This window comes from Mycobacterium sp. 852002-51613_SCH5001154 (assembly GCF_001667425.1).
Taxonomy (GTDB): Bacteria; Actinomycetota; Actinomycetes; order Mycobacteriales; family Mycobacteriaceae; genus Mycobacterium.
Genome location: NZ_LZII01000002.1, coordinates 1 through 16,864 on the forward strand (window position 1 = coordinate 1; position 16,864 = coordinate 16,864).

The 16,864-nt window shown below is 70.8% G+C and carries 11 protein-coding genes; 6 read left to right on the top strand and 5 right to left on the bottom strand.

What is annotated here, in order from left to right; genetic code table 11:
* Positions 1 to 151: 151 nt before the first annotated feature.
* Positions 152 to 589, bottom strand: coding sequence for an ester cyclase (locus tag A5750_RS00020; RefSeq protein WP_066949743.1), 438 nt, complete (start codon positions 587 to 589; stop codon positions 152 to 154).
* Positions 590 to 802: 213 nt separating this feature from the next.
* Between A5750_RS00020 and A5750_RS00025 the strand changes: the two genes are divergently transcribed.
* The 4 genes from A5750_RS00025 (at position 803) to A5750_RS00040 (ending at position 4,624) form a co-directional block, all read left to right on the top strand.
* Positions 803 to 1,159 carry a hypothetical protein gene (locus tag A5750_RS00025; RefSeq protein ID WP_066949747.1) on the top strand — a complete coding sequence of 119 codons (357 nt, stop codon included), beginning with the start codon at positions 803 to 805 and terminating at the stop codon, positions 1,157 to 1,159.
* 50 nt (positions 1,160 to 1,209) lie between these two features.
* Positions 1,210 to 2,016, top strand: a complete 807-nt coding sequence (locus A5750_RS00030; RefSeq protein ID WP_066949750.1) for an MBL fold metallo-hydrolase — start codon at positions 1,210 to 1,212, stop codon at positions 2,014 to 2,016.
* 213 nt (positions 2,017 to 2,229) lie between these two features.
* A complete protein-coding gene (locus tag A5750_RS00035) occupies positions 2,230 to 3,369 on the top strand; it encodes a PPE family protein (RefSeq protein ID WP_067260468.1) in 1,140 nt (379 codons plus the stop codon).
* A 124-nt stretch (positions 3,370 to 3,493) separates the two neighbouring features.
* On the top strand, positions 3,494 to 4,624 hold the full coding sequence (locus tag A5750_RS00040) for a PPE family protein (RefSeq protein WP_067260511.1): 1,131 nt from the start codon (positions 3,494 to 3,496) through the stop codon (positions 4,622 to 4,624).
* On the opposite strand, the gene A5750_RS00045 is transcribed toward A5750_RS00040, so the two are convergent.
* A complete protein-coding gene (locus A5750_RS00045; protein ID WP_156659310.1) occupies positions 4,613 to 6,976 on the bottom strand; it encodes a heavy metal translocating P-type ATPase in 2,364 nt (787 codons plus the stop codon). The two genes, A5750_RS00040 and A5750_RS00045, sit on opposite strands and share 12 nt — an antisense overlap.
* A 115-nt stretch (positions 6,977 to 7,091) precedes the next feature.
* Between A5750_RS00045 and A5750_RS00050 the strand changes: the two genes are divergently transcribed.
* Both A5750_RS00050 and A5750_RS00055 read left to right on the top strand, forming a co-directional pair.
* Positions 7,092 to 7,496 carry a CBS domain-containing protein gene (locus tag A5750_RS00050; RefSeq protein ID WP_066949762.1) on the top strand — a complete coding sequence of 135 codons (405 nt, stop codon included), beginning with the start codon at positions 7,092 to 7,094 and terminating at the stop codon, positions 7,494 to 7,496.
* Positions 7,493 to 9,031: an FMN-binding glutamate synthase family protein gene (locus tag A5750_RS00055; protein ID WP_067260470.1), complete on the top strand. Its 1,539-nt coding sequence runs from the start codon at positions 7,493 to 7,495 to the stop codon at positions 9,029 to 9,031. The genes A5750_RS00050 and A5750_RS00055 overlap by 4 nt, the downstream gene beginning before the upstream one ends.
* Here A5750_RS00055 and A5750_RS00060 read toward each other — a convergent pair.
* From A5750_RS00060 to A5750_RS00070, 3 genes are read right to left on the bottom strand one after another with little or no spacing between them, the layout of a single operon-like run.
* The gene (locus tag A5750_RS00060) at positions 9,000 to 11,660 is read right to left on the bottom strand and encodes a cation-translocating P-type ATPase (protein ID WP_067260473.1); all 2,661 of its coding nucleotides are present in this window, start codon (positions 11,658 to 11,660) and stop codon (positions 9,000 to 9,002) included. The two genes, A5750_RS00055 and A5750_RS00060, sit on opposite strands and share 32 nt — an antisense overlap.
* 17 nt (positions 11,661 to 11,677) lie before the next feature.
* The gene (locus A5750_RS00065; protein ID WP_067260475.1) at positions 11,678 to 12,292 is read right to left on the bottom strand and encodes a DUF5994 family protein; all 615 of its coding nucleotides are present in this window, start codon (positions 12,290 to 12,292) and stop codon (positions 11,678 to 11,680) included.
* A gap of 9 nt (positions 12,293 to 12,301) precedes the next feature.
* A complete protein-coding gene (locus tag A5750_RS00070; protein WP_067260514.1) occupies positions 12,302 to 16,735 on the bottom strand; it encodes a cation-translocating P-type ATPase in 4,434 nt (1,477 codons plus the stop codon).
* Positions 16,736 to 16,864: the final 129 nt, after the last annotated feature.

A 16,864-nucleotide genomic window follows, 5' to 3' on the forward strand; every position in this document is an offset into this window, starting at 1 on the left:
CCAAACGCCGCCGCACCCGCGCCCAAGACCGCGCCTCCCGGGTAGCCACCGAACGCCGCAACAACCACCAAGCCCGCATGGCCCGGCGAGCCGAATCGGTGAGCTCCAGCGGGCCGGCCCCACCCGCCAGCGATGACGATCCGCCACCCTTCTAGCTGATAGGAGGAAGCACACCCATCTGAATCAGCACGTTCGCCATGTCGAAATAGACCTTCTCGCATAGCAGTCGATCGCCGTCGAATTCGAAGATGCCGACTATCGGAATCTCGATGCGGCGACCGGTTGGTGGGATGCCCGCCCATTCGCCGTCATGGGTTCCCGTGATCAGCCCTTCGCCGAATATCGCGTCGTCGGTATGGCGCATCCTGCCGAACTCGGCGTGCAGGTCTGGGAGGCCAACCATGAGGCCTTGCAGCAGCTCCCGGACGGCATCCTCACCGTCGCTCGGAACGCCGTTCACCTCGTAGCGTGGCTGCGCGAAGGTGGCGATTGTCGCCTCGACGTCGTGGCGGTTTTCCGCCTCGGCATGCTGATTGACGATTGCCTCGCGGCGCTGGCGAAGGCTGGTGATGTCGTCGACCGCTGTCATTACGGGGCCTCCTCGATGCCTCGACGAATCCCCCGGTAGGGCGTCACTGTAGAACACCCCTGCGCCACACGGGCGGCTTTGCTCCGCGACGCCCTTTTCTGGGATCGGTAGCGAACAGGCCGGTATCTGCTGATTCGCGTAGTCCACTTCCCCCGTGACGGGGTCGGCGCGAGCGGATACTGATCGCAGAGCGTCGAGGAAAGGCGCGAGGCAATGTCGAACAATCAAAAGCTCAGGAAGGTCATTACCGGGACGCTGCTGTCCGGCGGCGTGGCGCTGGCGGGTCTGGGCCTGTCCGCCGGTACGGCCCAGGCGGAGCGCGGTATTGCGCCGCAAGTGATCGGCCCCCTGCCCCTGGACAACTTCACGGTCCCGCACGACTGGTGCCCGGGGCAGCCGTTGCCGATGCCCGATGTCCGATGGGATATGGGCGTCTGCCATCACTGGTACTGGGTCCCCGTCGGGGGGATGGGCAACGTCGGCCAGTTCGTGTGGGAGGGCGACGCTCCCCGCCGGCCGCTGGGTCCGCCACCTTGCTACGGAGCACCCATCTGCTTGCCCGGCCTGTAGCGGAAACTTCCGGGCCGCGTGAGCAGCCCGCGATCGGGTAGCCCGCGGCTATGGACATCACCGTGACGTTCGTGGGCAACGCGACCACCTTGATCGCGGCGGGCGGGCTGACGCTGCTGACCGATCCCAACTTCCTGCACCGGGGGCAACTCGCCTACCTCGGTCACGGGCTGGTATCCAAGCGACTCAGGGAACCGGCGTTGCGTATCGACGAACTACCGCCGATCGACGCCGTCGTGCTCTCCCACATGCACGGCGATCACTGGGACCGCGTGTCGCAGAAAGGCCTCGACCACGACCTCCCGGTGGTCACCACCCCGCACGCCGCCAAACGGCTGCAGCACCGGGGCTTCGCGAACGCGAGTGGGCTGTCGACGTGGGAACAGCACAAGATCACCAAGGGCGCCACCACCGTCACCATGACGTCGCTGCCGGGCCGACACGCCCCGGGGTGGAGCCAGCGGCTGTTGCCGCCGGTGATGGGCACCATGCTGGAATTCGCCGCCGCCGACGGATCACTCCGGCGCCGGCTCTACATCTCCGGCGACACCCTGCTCATCGAGGACCTCAAAGAGATCCCGGCGCGGTTCGACTCCATCGAGGTCGGCGTGTTGCACCTCGGCGGCACCCGGCTGCCGGCCGGCCCGCGGCTTCCCTTCGGGCTGACCGTAACCATGGACGGCCGCCAGGGCGCGGGATTGGTGTCGATGCTGGACCTGCCGAAGGCCATTCCGGTGCATTTCGACGACTACGGCGTCTTCGCTTCGCCGCTGGCCGAATTCACGCGGGAGATGCAGCGCCGCGACATGGCCGATCGGATCATCGAGGTGCCCCGCGGCGCGTCGGTGACCGTCTAGAGGGTCCGTCGGCGCCGGTTTTCGAGGTGCCGAAGCCGACTAATACTTTGGCTACCCTAAGGTCGCCGGTATATCGTTCTCACGGTCCGGAACTCGACGGGAAGGATGCGCGCAGCACCTTGGGGGGGTGAATGCCTAATGTTTCCGGTCTCTTTGCAACTTGGTAATCGAAATTTTCCGGCCGCGTACCCGGCATAGACAATGTGAGATGTGATGGACTTATTCGCGCCACCCGAGGTCACCTCGACGCTAATCCATTCCGGTCCCGGGGCGGGTTCGCTGATCGAGGCCGCTGGCGCGTGGCAGAATTTGGGCGTCGAGTTGGAAAACTCGGTTGCCGTGTACGCGTCCGCATTGTCGTCGTTGATCGATTCGTGGGACGGCCCGTCCTCGATGGCGATGCTGCAGGCCGTACAGCCCTATCTCATCTGGCTGCGCACCACCGCGCAACAAGCCCAGCAAATGGCCACCTCGGCAGAGTCCGCCGCGGTGGCATTCACCACCGTGCGCTCGGCGGTGGTGCACCCCTCGGTCGTCGCCGCCAACCGGACCCGGCTGGCGCAGTTGCTGGCCACCAACCGGTTCGGGCAGAACACCGCCGCGATCGCCGCGACCCAGGACGAATACCAGACCATGTGGGCGAACAATTCCGCGGCGATGACCCGATACCAGGCGGCGTCGTCGCAAGCGACCACGTCGTTGTCGCAATTCAATTCGCCGCTCGCCATCACGAACCCGACGGGCACGCTCAACCAAAACGCCGCGGTGTCTAATGCTTCCTTGCTCAGCTCGGCCTCCAGCACGGGGAACATCATCGACTCGCTCGGCGTCACCCCCTTCGACCCCAACGCCGGTTGGTTCAGCTACTTCAGCACCTGGGGCAACCAGTTCATCTCGTCCGGGTTCCCGATCAACCTGCTCAGCTACCTGGCGCAGAACACCTCGGCCCAGGCGCTGCAGGGTGTGGGCAGCGACATCGGCCTGGGGCTCTCGGAGGGCGAGGGGGCGCTGGCGTCGTCGGTGACCAGGCTGGCCAGTGCGTTGCAAGCCGCACCCGGGGGCGCGGCCGCGGGTGCGATGGGGGTCGGTGTTTCGCTGGGCAAGCTGACCGCGCCGCCCGCGGTGGTGGGCCTGCTACCGGCGACGCAGACGCCGGTGCAACTCGCATCGTCGGTGTCGCCACTGTCGGCCGACGCCGGGCTCACCGGCATGCCGCTCATGCCCATGATGGCGCCGGCAACCAACTCCGCGGGCAGTGGTTGGCGCAAGCGCAAGCAACAGAAGTTTGAGGACCTTGAATACGGGGCGGAACTCCCGAAGAAGGTGATTCACCGACCGCCAAGCGGGGGATGAGAGCCAATGACGCCTCCCCACTCCGGAAGTCGATTCTCGCCGCCGGATAGGTTAATCGCGGCCCAAAATCCCTGTTGCGCAAGCAAAGTAGTCCCGCGCACCCTATTGCGTTGGACGAGACATGATTGATTTCGGGCTGCTGCCGCCCGAGATCACTTCGGCGCTGATCCACTCCGGACCCGGCGCCTGGTCAATGATCGAAGCGGCCGGCGCCTGGCAGGAGCTCAGCGCCGAACTGGAGGCGGCCGCAAGCAGCTATACCGAAGAGCTGGCGTCGCTGGCGGGGACGTGGCAGGGCCCGTCCTCGGTGGCGATGGCCCAGGCCTTCGAGCCCTACCTGGCCTGGTTGCGGACCACCGCGGCGCAATGCCAGGAAATCGCCGCATCGGTGGAGACCGTCACGGCCGCATTCGAATTGACGCATTGGACGGTGGTGCATCCCTCCGTCGTCGCAGCCAACCGGGCGCGGCTGGCGTTGTTGCTGGCCACCAACTTCTTCGGCATCAACGCTCCGGCCATCGCCGAGACCGAAGCCGAGTACAACGCCATGTGGGTCAACAACTCGGCGGCGATGTATCGCTACGGCGCAACCTCGCTGAACGCCGTCAAGCTCTCCCCACTCTCGTCCCCGCCGCCCGTCGCCAACCCCTCGGGCGTCTCCACCCAGGCCTCGCTGGTGCCGGCCGCCAACGCGCTGGCAAGCTCTCAGACGTCCACGGGGTCGATCATCGACGCGCTCGGCGTCACCCCCTTCGACCCCAACAAGGGCTGGTTCGGGTACACCAGCATCTGGGGTTGGCAGTTCATCGCCGGCGGATTCCCCGTCAACCTGCTCAGCTACCTGGCGCAGCTCAATGCGGCCCAAGCGCTTTCAGGTGTCAGCGCCGACATCGGACAGGGCCTGGCGGAGGGCGGGGCCGCCCTGGCGTCGGCGGATGCAAGCCTGGTGAACGCCCTGGGTTCGGGGGCGCTGGCGCCCCGGGGCGCGCTGGGCGTTTCCGTGCTGGTGGGCAAGCTGAGCATGCCGCCGGCGACGGTGGGGATGCTGCCCGGCGCGCAGCCGCCGGTGCAGCTCGCCTCGGCGGTGTCCGCGCTTCCGCCGGGGGCGGGGCAGACCCCCGCCATGCCGGTGGCGCCGATGCGGCCGCCGGTGGGCGGCAAGGGTGGCCGGGGCGACGGGCGCGACTACGAGGACATCGAAATCGGCGCGGAGCTGCCCGGCACCGTTATGAAACGACCGCCGTCAGCGGGATAGCTTGTCCGCCAAGGCATCCCGGCCATCCGGTTTTCGCGGGCCGGGTTCGTCCTCGGCGAGGGTGAAATAGCTTTCCTCCTCCTGAAGGAAATGCAGGCGTAGCAGGGCATGCAACCCGTAGAGGCAGGCGAGCAGGTCGTCGAGCTGGTCGGGGCCGATCGCCCCCCTGCTCTGGGCCAAGGCCAGATGGGCGCCGATCCGGTCGGAGAGCCGCTGGATCTCCGCGTGGGTGCGGCTCATCGGGGCGGTCGCTTCGCTGGTGCCCAGCGGGTGGGCCAGCGCGGGATAAAGCTGCGTCTCCTCGGCTTGCTCGTGCGGGATGATGCGCTCGGTGAGCACGGCGTGCGCGCGGCCGATCGCCTCCAGCGCCGACTGGTCGGGCGCGGCGGCCAACCGGTCGGCGGCGTCGCGCAACAGATCCACGGCGTCGCGCAGCTCGTCATGCTCGGCGTCGAAGCGCCGCAACAGCTGCTCGGTCGACGCGGGGAGATCGACCTCGATGTCCGGGTCGCCGCGCAGGGCGCGCAGCGCGTTGAGAATCACGGCGACGTCGATGCCCTCCTGCACCAGCGCGCCGACGGCCGGTGGGAGCCAACCGATGGCGGCGACGGCCATCGCCGCCAGCGACAGGACCATGCCGGTGACCGCGCTCTGCACGGCGATGCGTCGCGACCAGCGGGCGATGTCCATCGCGTCGGCGAGCCGCTCCAGCCGATCGGTGGTCAACACGATGCCGGCGGCCTCCGAGGACGCGGTGGCACCGCGGGCGCCCATCGCGACGCCGACCGTGGCCGCAGCCAACGCCGGTGCGTCGTTGACCCCGTCGCCGACCATCACGGTCACCGCACGGTCCCGTTCCGCGCGCACGGCCGCCACCTTGTCGGCCGGGCTTTGTTCCGCGTACACCTCGTCCAAACCCAGGACGGCGGCGACCTCGCGGGCGGGTTCGGCGCGGTCTCCGGTCAGCATGACCAATCGGTTCAGCCCGGCTTCGCGTAACCGGCGCAGCGTTCGCGGCGCATGGCGACGCAGCGGGTCGCGCAGCAACACCGCGCCCGTGGGCCGCCCGTCGGCGCAGACCCAGGCGATCGCGGCGCCGTCGAGCAGGGCGCGATTGACCACCGCGCGGGCCCATTCCGCGGTCGCGGTGTCGTGCGAGAGTTTGCCGACGTGGACCCGCCGGCCGTCCAGGGTTGCGGTGACACCCCGGCCCGGTTCCTCGACCACCTCGGTGGGCAGCGACAGCCGCAGACCGCGGGCCCGCGCCGCGGTGACGATCGCCTCGGCCAGCACGTGCGGAGACATCTGATCGACCGAGGCGGCCAGGCGCAGGATCTCGAGCGCATCGCGGCCGGGCGCGGCCGCGACGTCGATGACGACGGGCTGCCCCATGGTCAGGGTGCCGGTTTTGTCCATCACCAAAGTCGTTGCGTGGCCCAGGTTTTCCAGAGCGCCACCGCTGCGGATGACCACGCCGCGCCGCGACGCCCGCGACAGCCCGGACACGATCGCGACCGGCGCCGCGAGCAACAGCGGGCATGGCGTCGCCACCACCAGCACCGCCACCGCCCGCACCGGTGACCCGCTGGCGAACCAGGCCGCCCCGGCCACCAACAGCGTCAACGGCAAGAACCACGCCGCGTACCGGTCGGCCAGCCGTACCACCGGCGCGTTCTCCGCCCCGGCCTCCGCGGCCAGGCGGACGATCTGCGCGTAGGTGCTGGCGGCGGCGGTGGCGGTGGCGTGAATCTCAAAGGCGCTGCCCGCGTTGACAACCCCGCTGCGCACCGGCTCGCCCACGCCGCGCTCCACCTGCAGGGGTTCGCCGGTCAGGACCGATTCGTCCAGCACCGCGACAGGGCCGGAAATGTGCCCGTCGACGGGCACCACTTCACCCGGGCCCACCACGAGCAGATCGTCGACCGCCACCTCGTCCAGCGCGATCACGTCCACCGCCGACCCGACGCGACGGCGCGCGAATCGCGGCGCGTGTTCCAGCAGCGCCCGCAGATCGTGGGACGCGCGGCGCTCGGCCGCCGCCTCCAGCGCCCGCCCACCGGACAGCATGACCGCGATCAGCGCGCCCGCGAGATACTCACCCACCAGCAGCGTGCCTACCAGCGACAAAACGGCGATCAGATCGACCCCGAATCGACCCCGGCGCAGTGCGGCCAGCACCCACACCACCGCGGGGAGCAACGCCACCACCGTGCCCGCGATCCAGCAGCCGTCGGCCACCCGCGGCGCCCCGGCAAGCCAGGCGATCCCCCCGGCCGCCAACGCGACGACGGTGACCACGGCAAGGATCGGCTCGACCCACTGAGCGGGCCGCAACCAGCCCCGGCGTCCCATAGCGCCCATGCCTGCCAGCGTGGTCCCGCATTCCCGAATGGGCTAGGGCCGGATGGACGCGGATTGAGGACTCAGGTCACTAGAAGGCCGGCCGCCCGCTGGCGAGCATGGAGGCGTGACTGAGATATCAACGCCGGGATCCATCCCGATCTCCACCATCACCGGTGACCCCGTGGCCCGCGTCCCCGCCGACGCCACGATCGCCGACGCCGCCAGGGCCATGGTGACCTGCGACGTGGGAGCCGTCGTGATCGGCGACGAGGCACGGCCGGTCGCGCTGGTGAGCGAGCGCGACATCGTGCGGGCCGTAGCCGCCGGGCGAAACCTCGCCACCGCACCGGTCTCCGACGTGGCCAGCACCAAACTGGTGTGGTGTGACGCCGAAGTGTCGGTCGACCAGGTCGCCGCCCGGATGATGGACCGCTACATCCGCCACGTGCTGGTGGAGCGCGACGGTGCGCTGGTCGGCATCGTGTCGGCGCGCGACCTGCTGGGCGTCTACACGGATTTCGATTCTTGAAATACCGGGCGGTGGCCGCGTTGGTCGGCGGGAGCCTGGCCGGACTGACGGGGTGGGATCTGCTGCAGCGCCGGCACACCATCCTGCGCAACTTCCCGATCATCGGGCACCTGCGGTTCCTGCTGGAAGCCGTCGGCCCGGAACTGCGCCAGTACATCGTGACGGACAACGACGCGGAGCGGCCGTTCAGCCGCGACCAGCGCCGCTGGGTGTACACGTCCTCGAAGCTGGCCAACCGGTACTTCGGCTTCGGCACCGACAACGATCTGGAACGGGTGCACAACTATCCGATCATCAAGCACGCGGCGTTCCCCGTCGCGGCGCCGGCGGGCGAACCCGAGCACCCCGACCCGGCGGTGCCGTTGCCGGCGGCAAAGGTGCTCGGCGGCGCGCGGGGGCGCGCCAAAGCCTTCCGCCCGTCGTCGGTGGTCAACATCTCCGGGATGAGCTTCGGCGCGCTCGGCGGCGCGGCCATCACCGCCCTGAACAAGGGCGCGGCCCTCGCCGGCGCCCTGCACACCACCGGCGAGGGCGGGGTGTCGCCGTATCACCTGGGTGGCGGCGACCTGGTCTGGCAGATCGGCACCGGCTACTTCGGTTGCCGCGACGACGACGGCCGCTTCAGCCTGCCCCGGCTGATCGATCGGGTGGCGGCCACGCCGGCGATCCGCGCCATCGAGATCAAGCTCAGCCAAGGCGCCAAGCCGGGCCTGGGCGGCGTGTTGCCGGGCGCCAAGGTCACCCCCGAGATCGCCGCCATCCGCGGCGTTCCGGTCGGGGTGGACTGCAGGAGCCCGGCCGGCCATTCCGCGTTCCGTGACGTCGACGGGCTGTTGGAGCTGGTGGAGACCATCGCCGCCGAGACGGGCCTGCCGGTCGGCATCAAATCGGCGGTCGGGGAGGAACGGTTCTGGTGTGACCTGGCCGCGCGCATGGCCCGCACCGGGACGGGCGTCGACTTCGTGACCGTCGACGGCGGGGAGGGCGGCACCGGCGCCGCCCCGCTGGTCTTCAGCGACCACGTCGCCCTGCCCTTCAAATGGGCGCAGCCCCGGGTCTACCGGGCCTTCGCCGAGCACGGGCTGCACCACGATGTGGTGTTCGTCGGGTCGGGCAAGCTGGGCATCCCGGAGAACGCGCTGCTGGCGCTGGCCACCGGCTGCGACATGATCAACGTCGGCCGAACGGCCATGTTCTCCATCGGCTGCATTCAGGCCCAGCGCTGCCACACCGGCCGCTGCCCGTCGGGCGTGGCCACGCAGTCGCCGTGGCTGCAGCACGGCCTCGACCCGGACCTGAAGTCGGTGCGCTGCGCCAACTACCTCGCCACCCTGCGCTTCGAGTTGCTGCAGCTGGCCCGCACCTGCGGCTACGTCCACCCGGCGCTGGTGCCGCTGGAAGCCATCGAACTTCTCGACATCGACATGAAGACGGTGCGGGTCAACGAATTGTTGGGCTACCAGCCCGACTGGGGACTGCCGAGCCGGGCGGACATCGAGGCGATCACGGCCGTGATGCCCGGTGGCGCAAGATGAGCTTGCGGATCTCGCTGACCCACAGGACCGTGCTGGCCATGGCCCCGCACACCAGCCACTGGCTCGGGGACAGCGGCGTGGTGGTGAAGGCGGTGTTGAGAACCGGCAGCTGAACAACGGCCACCTGCAGCAGCGCCGATAACCCGATCGCCGCCCACAACCAGCCGTTGGCGAAAAACCGGTGGAAGGCGGTCCGGGTCTCGGAACGGGCGTTGATGGTGTTGATCAGCTGGGCGATCACCAGCACGGTGAAGCCCGCGGTGCGGGCGGTGTCCAGGGACGACGGCAGGGGTCCGCCGGGCGCGTAGAGGTGGATCGTGACGAGCGTCGCGGCCGCCACCGCCGCGCCGATCACGACGATGTTGTTCCACATCCGGGCGTCGATGACCCGATCCGAGGCCGTGCGCGGCGGCCGGCTCATGACGTCTTCGGTGTGCGGGTCCACGCCCAGCGCCAGGGCAGGCGCGCCGTCGGTCAGCAGGTTGATCCACAGGATCTGCGTGGCCAGTAGCGGCAGCGCGACGGTGTGGCCCTGCGACAGGCCGATCGCCCCGGCCAGCACGACGCCGAAGAAGACCGTGAAGATTTCACCCATGTTGGAGGACAGCAGGTAGCGCAGGGTCTTCTTGATGTTCGAGAAGATGCCCCGGCCCTCGCGAATGGCCTGGACGATGGTCGCGAAGTTGTCGTCGGCGAGGATCATGTTCGCTGCTTCTCTGGCAACCTCGGTACCGGTGCGGCCCATGGCGATACCGATGTCGGCCGCCTTCAGCGCGGGCGCGTCGTTGATACCCTCCCCGGTCACGGCGACGATCTCGTGGTCGGCCTGCAGCGCGTCGATGATGCGCTGTTTGTCCGCCGGATCGACCTGGGTGTACTGCGAGTGCAGGCGCACCGTTTCCCGCAGCTGCTCGTCATCCAGCGTGGCGAGTTCAGCGCCGGACACAGCCGACTCGCCGTCTTCGATACCCAGCTTCCGGGCGATGCGCGCCGCCACCCGGGGATGGTCGCCGGTGATCATCACGACCCTCACCCCGGCGCGGCGCGCCTCGGCGATCGCCGCCGCCGCCTCCGGTCGGGGTGGATCCGTGATCCCCACCATGCCCAGGTACACCAGGTGCCCTCCGGACCGGCAGGCGACCGCGACGGTGTGCAGGGCGTCGAGCGCCAGCCGCTCGGCATCGCTTCGGATCGCGGCCCTTGTCGCGTCGTCGAGCCGAGCCAGCCGATCGCCGGCCTTTAGGTGCGTGCAGTGGCCGAGCACCTCGTCGGGCTCGCCCGTCGTCACGTCGGCCGGAGTCGGGCGGGGTCCGTCGCCGAGCTTCCGTCGGGCCACCAGGAAGGCCGCGGCGAGGGGATCGCCGCGGATCGTCCACCGACCGTCGTGCGCGTCGAGGGTGGCATTACAGGCGGCGGCGGCGCCCCCGTCGAGCACCAGGGCGGCCTGGCGCCGCAGGTCGTCGCCCTCGGGCAGCGCCGACCCGCCCCGCTCGAGGCGACCCTCGGGCAGGTACCCGGCGCCGGTGACTTTCACCTCGCCGAGTGGGGTGACGACCCGCACGATCGTCATCTCCCCGGTGGTGAGCGTGCCCGTCTTGCCCGAGCACACCACCGACGCCGACCCCAGGGTTTCGGCGGACGCCAGCTCCTTGACGACGGCGTTCTGGCCCGCCATTCGCCGCATGCCCAGCGCGAGTACGACCGACATGATGGCGGGCAAGCCTTCCGGCACGGCCGCCACGGCCAGCGATACGCCCAGGAGCGCCGCCGTCACCACGTCGTGGGCGCTGTGAATGCCGAAGACCAGGAGAATGGTCGCGATCACCACGACGGCGATCACCAGCACCGCGATCCCCAGCAGCCGGCTGGCCCGGGCGACCTCACGTTGCAACGGTGTCGGCTCATGGTCGGCGAGGCGTACCAGGCCGGCGATCTGACCGGTCTGGGTCGCCATGCCCGTGGCGGTCACCACCGCCCGCCCGACGCCCGTGCTGACCGCGGTGCCCTTGAACACCATGTCCGCTCTGTCCCCGAGCGCCGAAGGCTCCGCCAGCGTCCGGGCGTCCTTGAGCACCGGCTCACTCAAGCCGGTCAACGCGGCCTCCGACACCTCCAGCCCCGCGGTCGAGAGCAGCCGCGCGTCGGCGGCCACGGCATCGCCCTCGGCGAGCAGCAGCACGTCGCCGGGCACCACCTCGCTCGCGGGAACGGTGCGCCGCGCGCCGCCGCGGAGGACGGTCGCCGAGGTAGCGGCCATCCGCGCCAACGCGCTGACCGCGCGCTCCGCGCGGGTTTCCTGCGCGTAACCGAGGAGCGCGTTCAGGATGACGATCACCGCGATCACCACCGCGTCGACCGGCCAGCCGCCGGCCCCCTCGACAACCCAGACGGCGAGCGAGGCGACCAGCGCGGCGAACAGCAGGTAGATCAGGGGGCTGCGAAACTGCGCCAGCAGCTTCCGGTAGGCCGGCGGCGGCGGAACGCTCGCGATATCGTTCGCGCCGACGACGGCGAGCCGGCGGGCGGCCTCCTCGGCGGTCAGGCCGAGTTCGGCGTCGGTGCGCAGCTTTTCGACGACGGCGGCGGCATCGAGGAGCGCGGGGTCGGGGTCGATCAGCGCGGCGTCCACCGAACGCGCTCAGCCGCTCAGGGGTGGCTCGCCGGCAGCACCGACGGGGCTTCTCTGCGGGACTCCACCATGCGGTTGCGAACGATGTGTTCGACGAGGATCGGCACGAAGGTCTGGACGGGTGCGTCGACGAACTGCTCGGCGGCCTCCTCGGACCAGCGTTTGATCTGCGCGGTCCGTTGCTCGTCGCCCAGCCCCTCATGGCGGGCCAGCTTGTCGGCGACGTCGGCCACCGATCGCGCCACGGTTGACCGGCTGCGCGACGGCGCCCCGTCGTCGGCGGGCACCCGGGCCTGCTCCAGCGCCTGACGGGCCACCTCTTCGCCGGCGTCCGGGCGGATGACGTGCAGTGTGAGGTGGTGGCCGTTCTCCCCGATCAGGATGACGCTGGACGGCTCGTCGCTGGTGAAGGCCAGCAGTTCGACCGTGTGGCCGCCGATCTGCACCAGCGCGGGGGTGTCCTGCCAGCCGTTGCGGCGGTAGCCCACCATCACGACCGCGCCCAGCCGCCCGGACACCGCGGTCAGCAGGCCCGGCAACTCGTCGACCAGGTTTGACGTTCGCGGCCACCAGGCACCGTCGATGTGCTCCGATACGGACCGATAGGGCTTGAGCTGTAATCGATTTTGCATATGCACGCCTCAATCGTGGTCGGCGCGCCCGGGACCCGGCAGGGTCGGCCGCACCGAAGGGGTGGGACTTTGTGCCCTTTCGGGATCGCTCGCCGGCTCGGCGCCGAGCCACCGCCGCCGCGCGCCCTGTGACGCCCGCCATAGCAAGTCGGGGGCGACCGCCGACAGGCCACTGGCGGCAGCCGCGGCCAGCAATCCCTGACCCCAGGCGAGCGGGTCCACGGGCGTGCAGCCGAATACCTGGCTGAGCCCCGGGGTGCTGACCACCACCGCGAGCGCGCCCAGCGAGCCGACCGACGTCAACACCACCAGCGGGGCGCGAGAATCGACCAGCGTCTGGGTGAGTTGCGCACCGACCAACGCGATCAGGGCGACCGTCGCCGCGCGGCGCGGCGGACCGGTCACGCTGGCCATCGCCCAGCCCGCCGTGGCTCCGATCGTGGTGGCCGCACCGCGGATTCCGATCGCCCGCCACATCGCCGCCTCGTCGCGGTCGACGTCGGCGGTGCCCGTCTGGGGGCTGACGGCCAGGGCGGCGGCGGGCAGCGCGTCGGTCAGCATGTTGACCAGGAGCATCTGGCGGGCGTTGAGCACCGAACGCCCGGTCAGGACGGTGGTGAGCAGGGCGAAGCACACCTCACCGAGGTTGCCGCCCAACAGCATCGACACCGCCGACTGCACCCGCCGCCACAGCTGCTCGCCCTCGTCCAGCGCGTCGAGCAGCGCCTCGATCCGTTCATCGAGCAGCACCACGTCCGCCGCGGTGCGGGCCGCATCGCTGCCGCGCGCCGCCACGCCGATGCCCACGCTGGCCGCCCGGATCGCGGCGGCGTCGTTGACGCCGTCGCCGACCATCGCCGTCACCAGCCCGGACCGCTCGAGGGTCTGCACCACGTCGATCTTGTTTTCCGGCGTCATCCGCGCGAAGACCACCCGCGACGCCGCCGCGGCGGCGCGTTGGTCGGCGGAAAGCGCCTCCCAGTCGCTGCCGGTCATCACCTGGTCGGCCGTGACGTCGAGGCCCATCTCCTGGGCGATCACGGCCGCGGTCGCCGGGTGATCGCCGGTGATCAGCCGGACGCCGATGCCGCGCGCGGCGAGTTCCTTCAGCAGCCCGGGGGCCGCGGGCCGCGGGGTGTCGGCCAGGCCGAGCAACCCGATCGGGGTGAGCCCGGAGCCGCACAGGGCCTCGAGGTGGTCCGGATCCTTTGCCGCGGAGGCGGCTTCACTCGCGCTGAGTTGACGCTCGGCCACCGCGAGGACCCGCAATCCGTTGGCGGCCATCTCGTCGACCTGTCGGGTCAACGGGTGGCCGTCGTGCAGCAACGCCGACGCGAGCACCTCGGGCGAGCCCTTGATGGTCAACCGGGTGCCGACGAGCGCGGCCGCGAACGGGCGGCCGGACTGGAAGGGCAGGAAGGCGTCCCGGGTCAGCCGCTGCGGCCCGGAGCCGTCGCCGCGTAGGCCGGGATCGTCGGCGGCGCGGTGGATCGCATCGTCGGTGGCGTGGTCGACGCGGTGGGTGTGTCTGGCGTAGCTGGTGCTCAAAGCCGCATCCAGCAGCGCACCGGGGGTGTAGCCCGCCATCGGCCGCACCGCCTTGACCTTCAGCCGGTTCTCGCTCAGCGTCCCGGTCTTGTCGAAGCACACCACGTCCAGCCGGGCCAAGGCCTCCACCGAGTGCGGGTTGCGGATCAGCACCGATTCACCGGTGAGCCGGCGTGCGGCGGCCAGCTGGGCCAGCGTCGCCACCAGCGGCAGACCCTCCGGTATGGCGGCGACGATCAGCGTGACCGCGCTGGACACCGCCTCGCGCAACCCGGTGCCCCGCGCCACGCTGAGCAGCCCGACCAGGCCGCCGCTGGCCACGCTGAACGGCAGCGCCCGGCGGGTGATGTGCCGCAACTGCCGCTGCAGCCCGATCTCCTGCATCTTCCTCGGAGCCATCGCCAGCGCCCTGCGCATCTCCGACCGCGACCCGACGGCGGTGACCACGGCGACCGCGGTGCCCGCAACCACCGTGGTGCCGGCGTAGAGCATGCAGGTCCGTTCGGCCAGCGGGGCCCCCGGCGTGGGATCGGTGTGCTTGGCCACCGGCAGCGATTCGCCGGTCAGCGTCGACTCGTCGACTTCCACGTTCGAGGCGTGCAGCAGCCGCGCGTCCGCGGGCACCACCTCGTCGGCATGGACCTCGATGATGTCGCCCAGCCGCAGCCGCTTCGTCGGCACCTTCTCGCGGCGTTGCGCGTCCAGCGGACCCACCCGCCGCCTCGCCGGCGGATCCTGCACCGCCAGCAGGCGATTCAGGGTGCTCTCCGCGTGCAGCTGCTGCTCGGCCGACAAGGCGGCGTTGACCAACAGCACGCTGCCCACCAGCACCGCATCCAGCGGCGAGCCGAGCAGCGCGCTGGCCGCTGCGCCGGTGGCCAGCAGCGGGGTGATGGGGTCCGCCAGGTCACCGCGCATCTCCTCGGCAAAATCGCGGACGACTCCCCACGACGCCACGCTGGCGTCGTGCAGCGCGCGAACCGGTGGCACCTGCTGCCACCAGGCGGCCGTCTCCTCGCGGTCCTCCTCCGTCGGGCGGGGCAGCAGCCGCTGCACCTCGGCAACCGGCAACGCGTGCCAGTCGTGGCTGGTTTCGGGCTCCGGCAGCGGATCGCGCAGCGTCTTCACGGCCGCCCGGTAGCCGAACCACAGGCTGGCGAACATGCCGACGTTGACCGATGCCGAACTTCGCCCGGGCACACCGGGAATCAGCATCAACGCGCCGATCGCCGAAGCCGACGCGGACAACCGGACGGCGTTGTCGGTGGCGGCGCGCGCGGCGGGCAGCGCGTGCAACAGCCGCCAGGCGCCGGTCAGATCTTGCGCGATCACGTCGGCGCCCCAGGGCGGGGAATGCCCGGGCCGCAGCAGGCCGATCGTCACGTCGGAGCGGTGCGCGGCATGCATGTCCGACGTGGTCAACAGCGCCACGGTGTTCCCGGCGGCCTTCAGTTCCGCGACGGCCGCCGCCACCGCGTGGTCGATCGACCCGTCCGCGGGGTAGAGCTGGTCGAAACCTTGTGCCAGGGAACGTAATCCGTCGTCGTCGAGGGAATAGACGCGTGGCTGTGACCGCCGCGCCTCGGTCAGCACCGCGGCGGCGAACGGATTGCGGACGGGGCTGATGAGTGCCTCGCCGACGCTGCCGGCCCCGGGTATGTCGGTCAGCGGGTGCCATCCCGGTTTCAGGCCGTCGTTGTCGAGCGCGGCCCGAACCGCCTCCCAAGCGTGGGCGCGGGCCGAATTGTCCACTCCGAGTACCCGACTGACCGTCAATTCGTCGGTGTACAGCGCGCGCGGGTCGACCATGATCGCGTCGATCCGGTCGAGTGTCCGCAACACCCGGGGGCGCAGCACCAGCGCGTCGTGGCGGGTGGAAAGGCCGCGGTTCATCGTGCAACCGAACGCCTCCCGCACGGTGCGCAACGGCTTGGGCATGGCTGCCAGCGCGGCGGCGCCGGCCGCGTCGGGGTTGCGAGTGAGCAAGCCGACCGCGGCGGCGGCTCCGAGGCCCGCCATGCCGATGCGGTTGGCGTAGCGTTCCGCGGGCCCGTCGGGGGGCGCTGGGTTGGCGATCGGCGCCGCGCCGGCGTCGTCGGCCACCGGCCGGCCGGCCAACCCGGGCTCATGCCGGGACCACGCCAGCCTGCCGTTCCACGCCTCGGCCGCCAGCATGGTGCGGGTGGCGGCCTCGGCGGCCGCCGCCGTCGGCGACACCGTCAGGGCGGCGGTGGTGGCGTTCACGATGCCGAACAACACGTCGGTGCCGTCGGGCCCGAGACGCCGCTCCAGCTCCCTGCGCAGCCGCGGCAGGTGGTCGGCGATCGTCGGCGGTACGGCCACCAAGTCCGGCAACCGGGGCAGCCGCAGCAGACTGCCGGTCAGTGAGAGGCCAAGGCCCACAGAGGCGGCCGTGGCCGCGACCATCCGGCCCATCAGCAGCGCGTCGTCGCCCGGCAGGCTGGCCGGCAGCTGCCTGCCCGCGCGCCGTCGTTCGGCGCCGGCGACGGCGCGGCTCAGCGCTGAGGCCGACGGTCCGCCGTCGGCCACGGTTACCACCACCCGCGCGAGGGTGCGGTTGACGTAGGCCTGCCGCACGCCGGGGGTCGCGCGGACGGCCGCCAAAACATCGGTCGTGATCGCCGCGGCGTGCTGGCTTTCGAGCCCCCGCACCTCGACCCAGTGCCGCGCGCCGTTGCTGCTGGTGCGCCGCGCCGGTGGTCCGCCCGCCGCCTCGAGCACCGCGCCCGCCGCCGCGCGGGTCAGCGCCGGAACGTCCGGCGTGGCGCGCACCAGGGACCTGCCCACGCTCATCGCGACATTGCCGCCCAACAGGGCGGTGCCGGCGGCGATTTCGGTTCCCACGGCCGCGACGCGCAGCGGCGCCAACAGCATGCCCAAGCCGGGCAGGCCGCGTCGTGTGGTCACCGTGCTCTCCCGGCTCACGTCGATCGTTCGAGTGTTCTCGGCATGGTAATAGCGGCAGATTAACGGGCGGTGGCGCGCGGGGGAGGAGTCGTTCAG

What these genes read in the sequence shown, in the direction of transcription:
- A5750_RS00020 (WP_066949743.1), bottom strand. Translation starts at nt 589, where the DNA reads ATGACAGCGGTCGACGACATCACCAGCCTTCGCCAGCGCCGCGAGGCA.
- A5750_RS00025 (WP_066949747.1), top strand. Translation starts at nt 803, where the DNA reads ATGTCGAACAATCAAAAGCTCAGGAAGGTCATTACCGGGACGCTGCTG.
- A5750_RS00030 (WP_066949750.1), top strand. Translation starts at nt 1,210, where the DNA reads ATGGACATCACCGTGACGTTCGTGGGCAACGCGACCACCTTGATCGCG.
- A5750_RS00035 (WP_067260468.1), top strand. Translation starts at nt 2,230, where the DNA reads ATGGACTTATTCGCGCCACCCGAGGTCACCTCGACGCTAATCCATTCC.
- A5750_RS00045 (WP_156659310.1), bottom strand. Translation starts at nt 6,976, where the DNA reads ATGGGACGCCGGGGCTGGTTGCGGCCCGCTCAGTGGGTCGAGCCGATC.
- A5750_RS00065 (WP_067260475.1), bottom strand. Translation starts at nt 12,292, where the DNA reads ATGCAAAATCGATTACAGCTCAAGCCCTATCGGTCCGTATCGGAGCAC.
- A5750_RS00070 (WP_067260514.1), bottom strand. Translation starts at nt 16,735, where the DNA reads ATGCTGTTGGCGCCGCTGCGCGTCGCGGCCGTGGGAACCGAAATCGCC.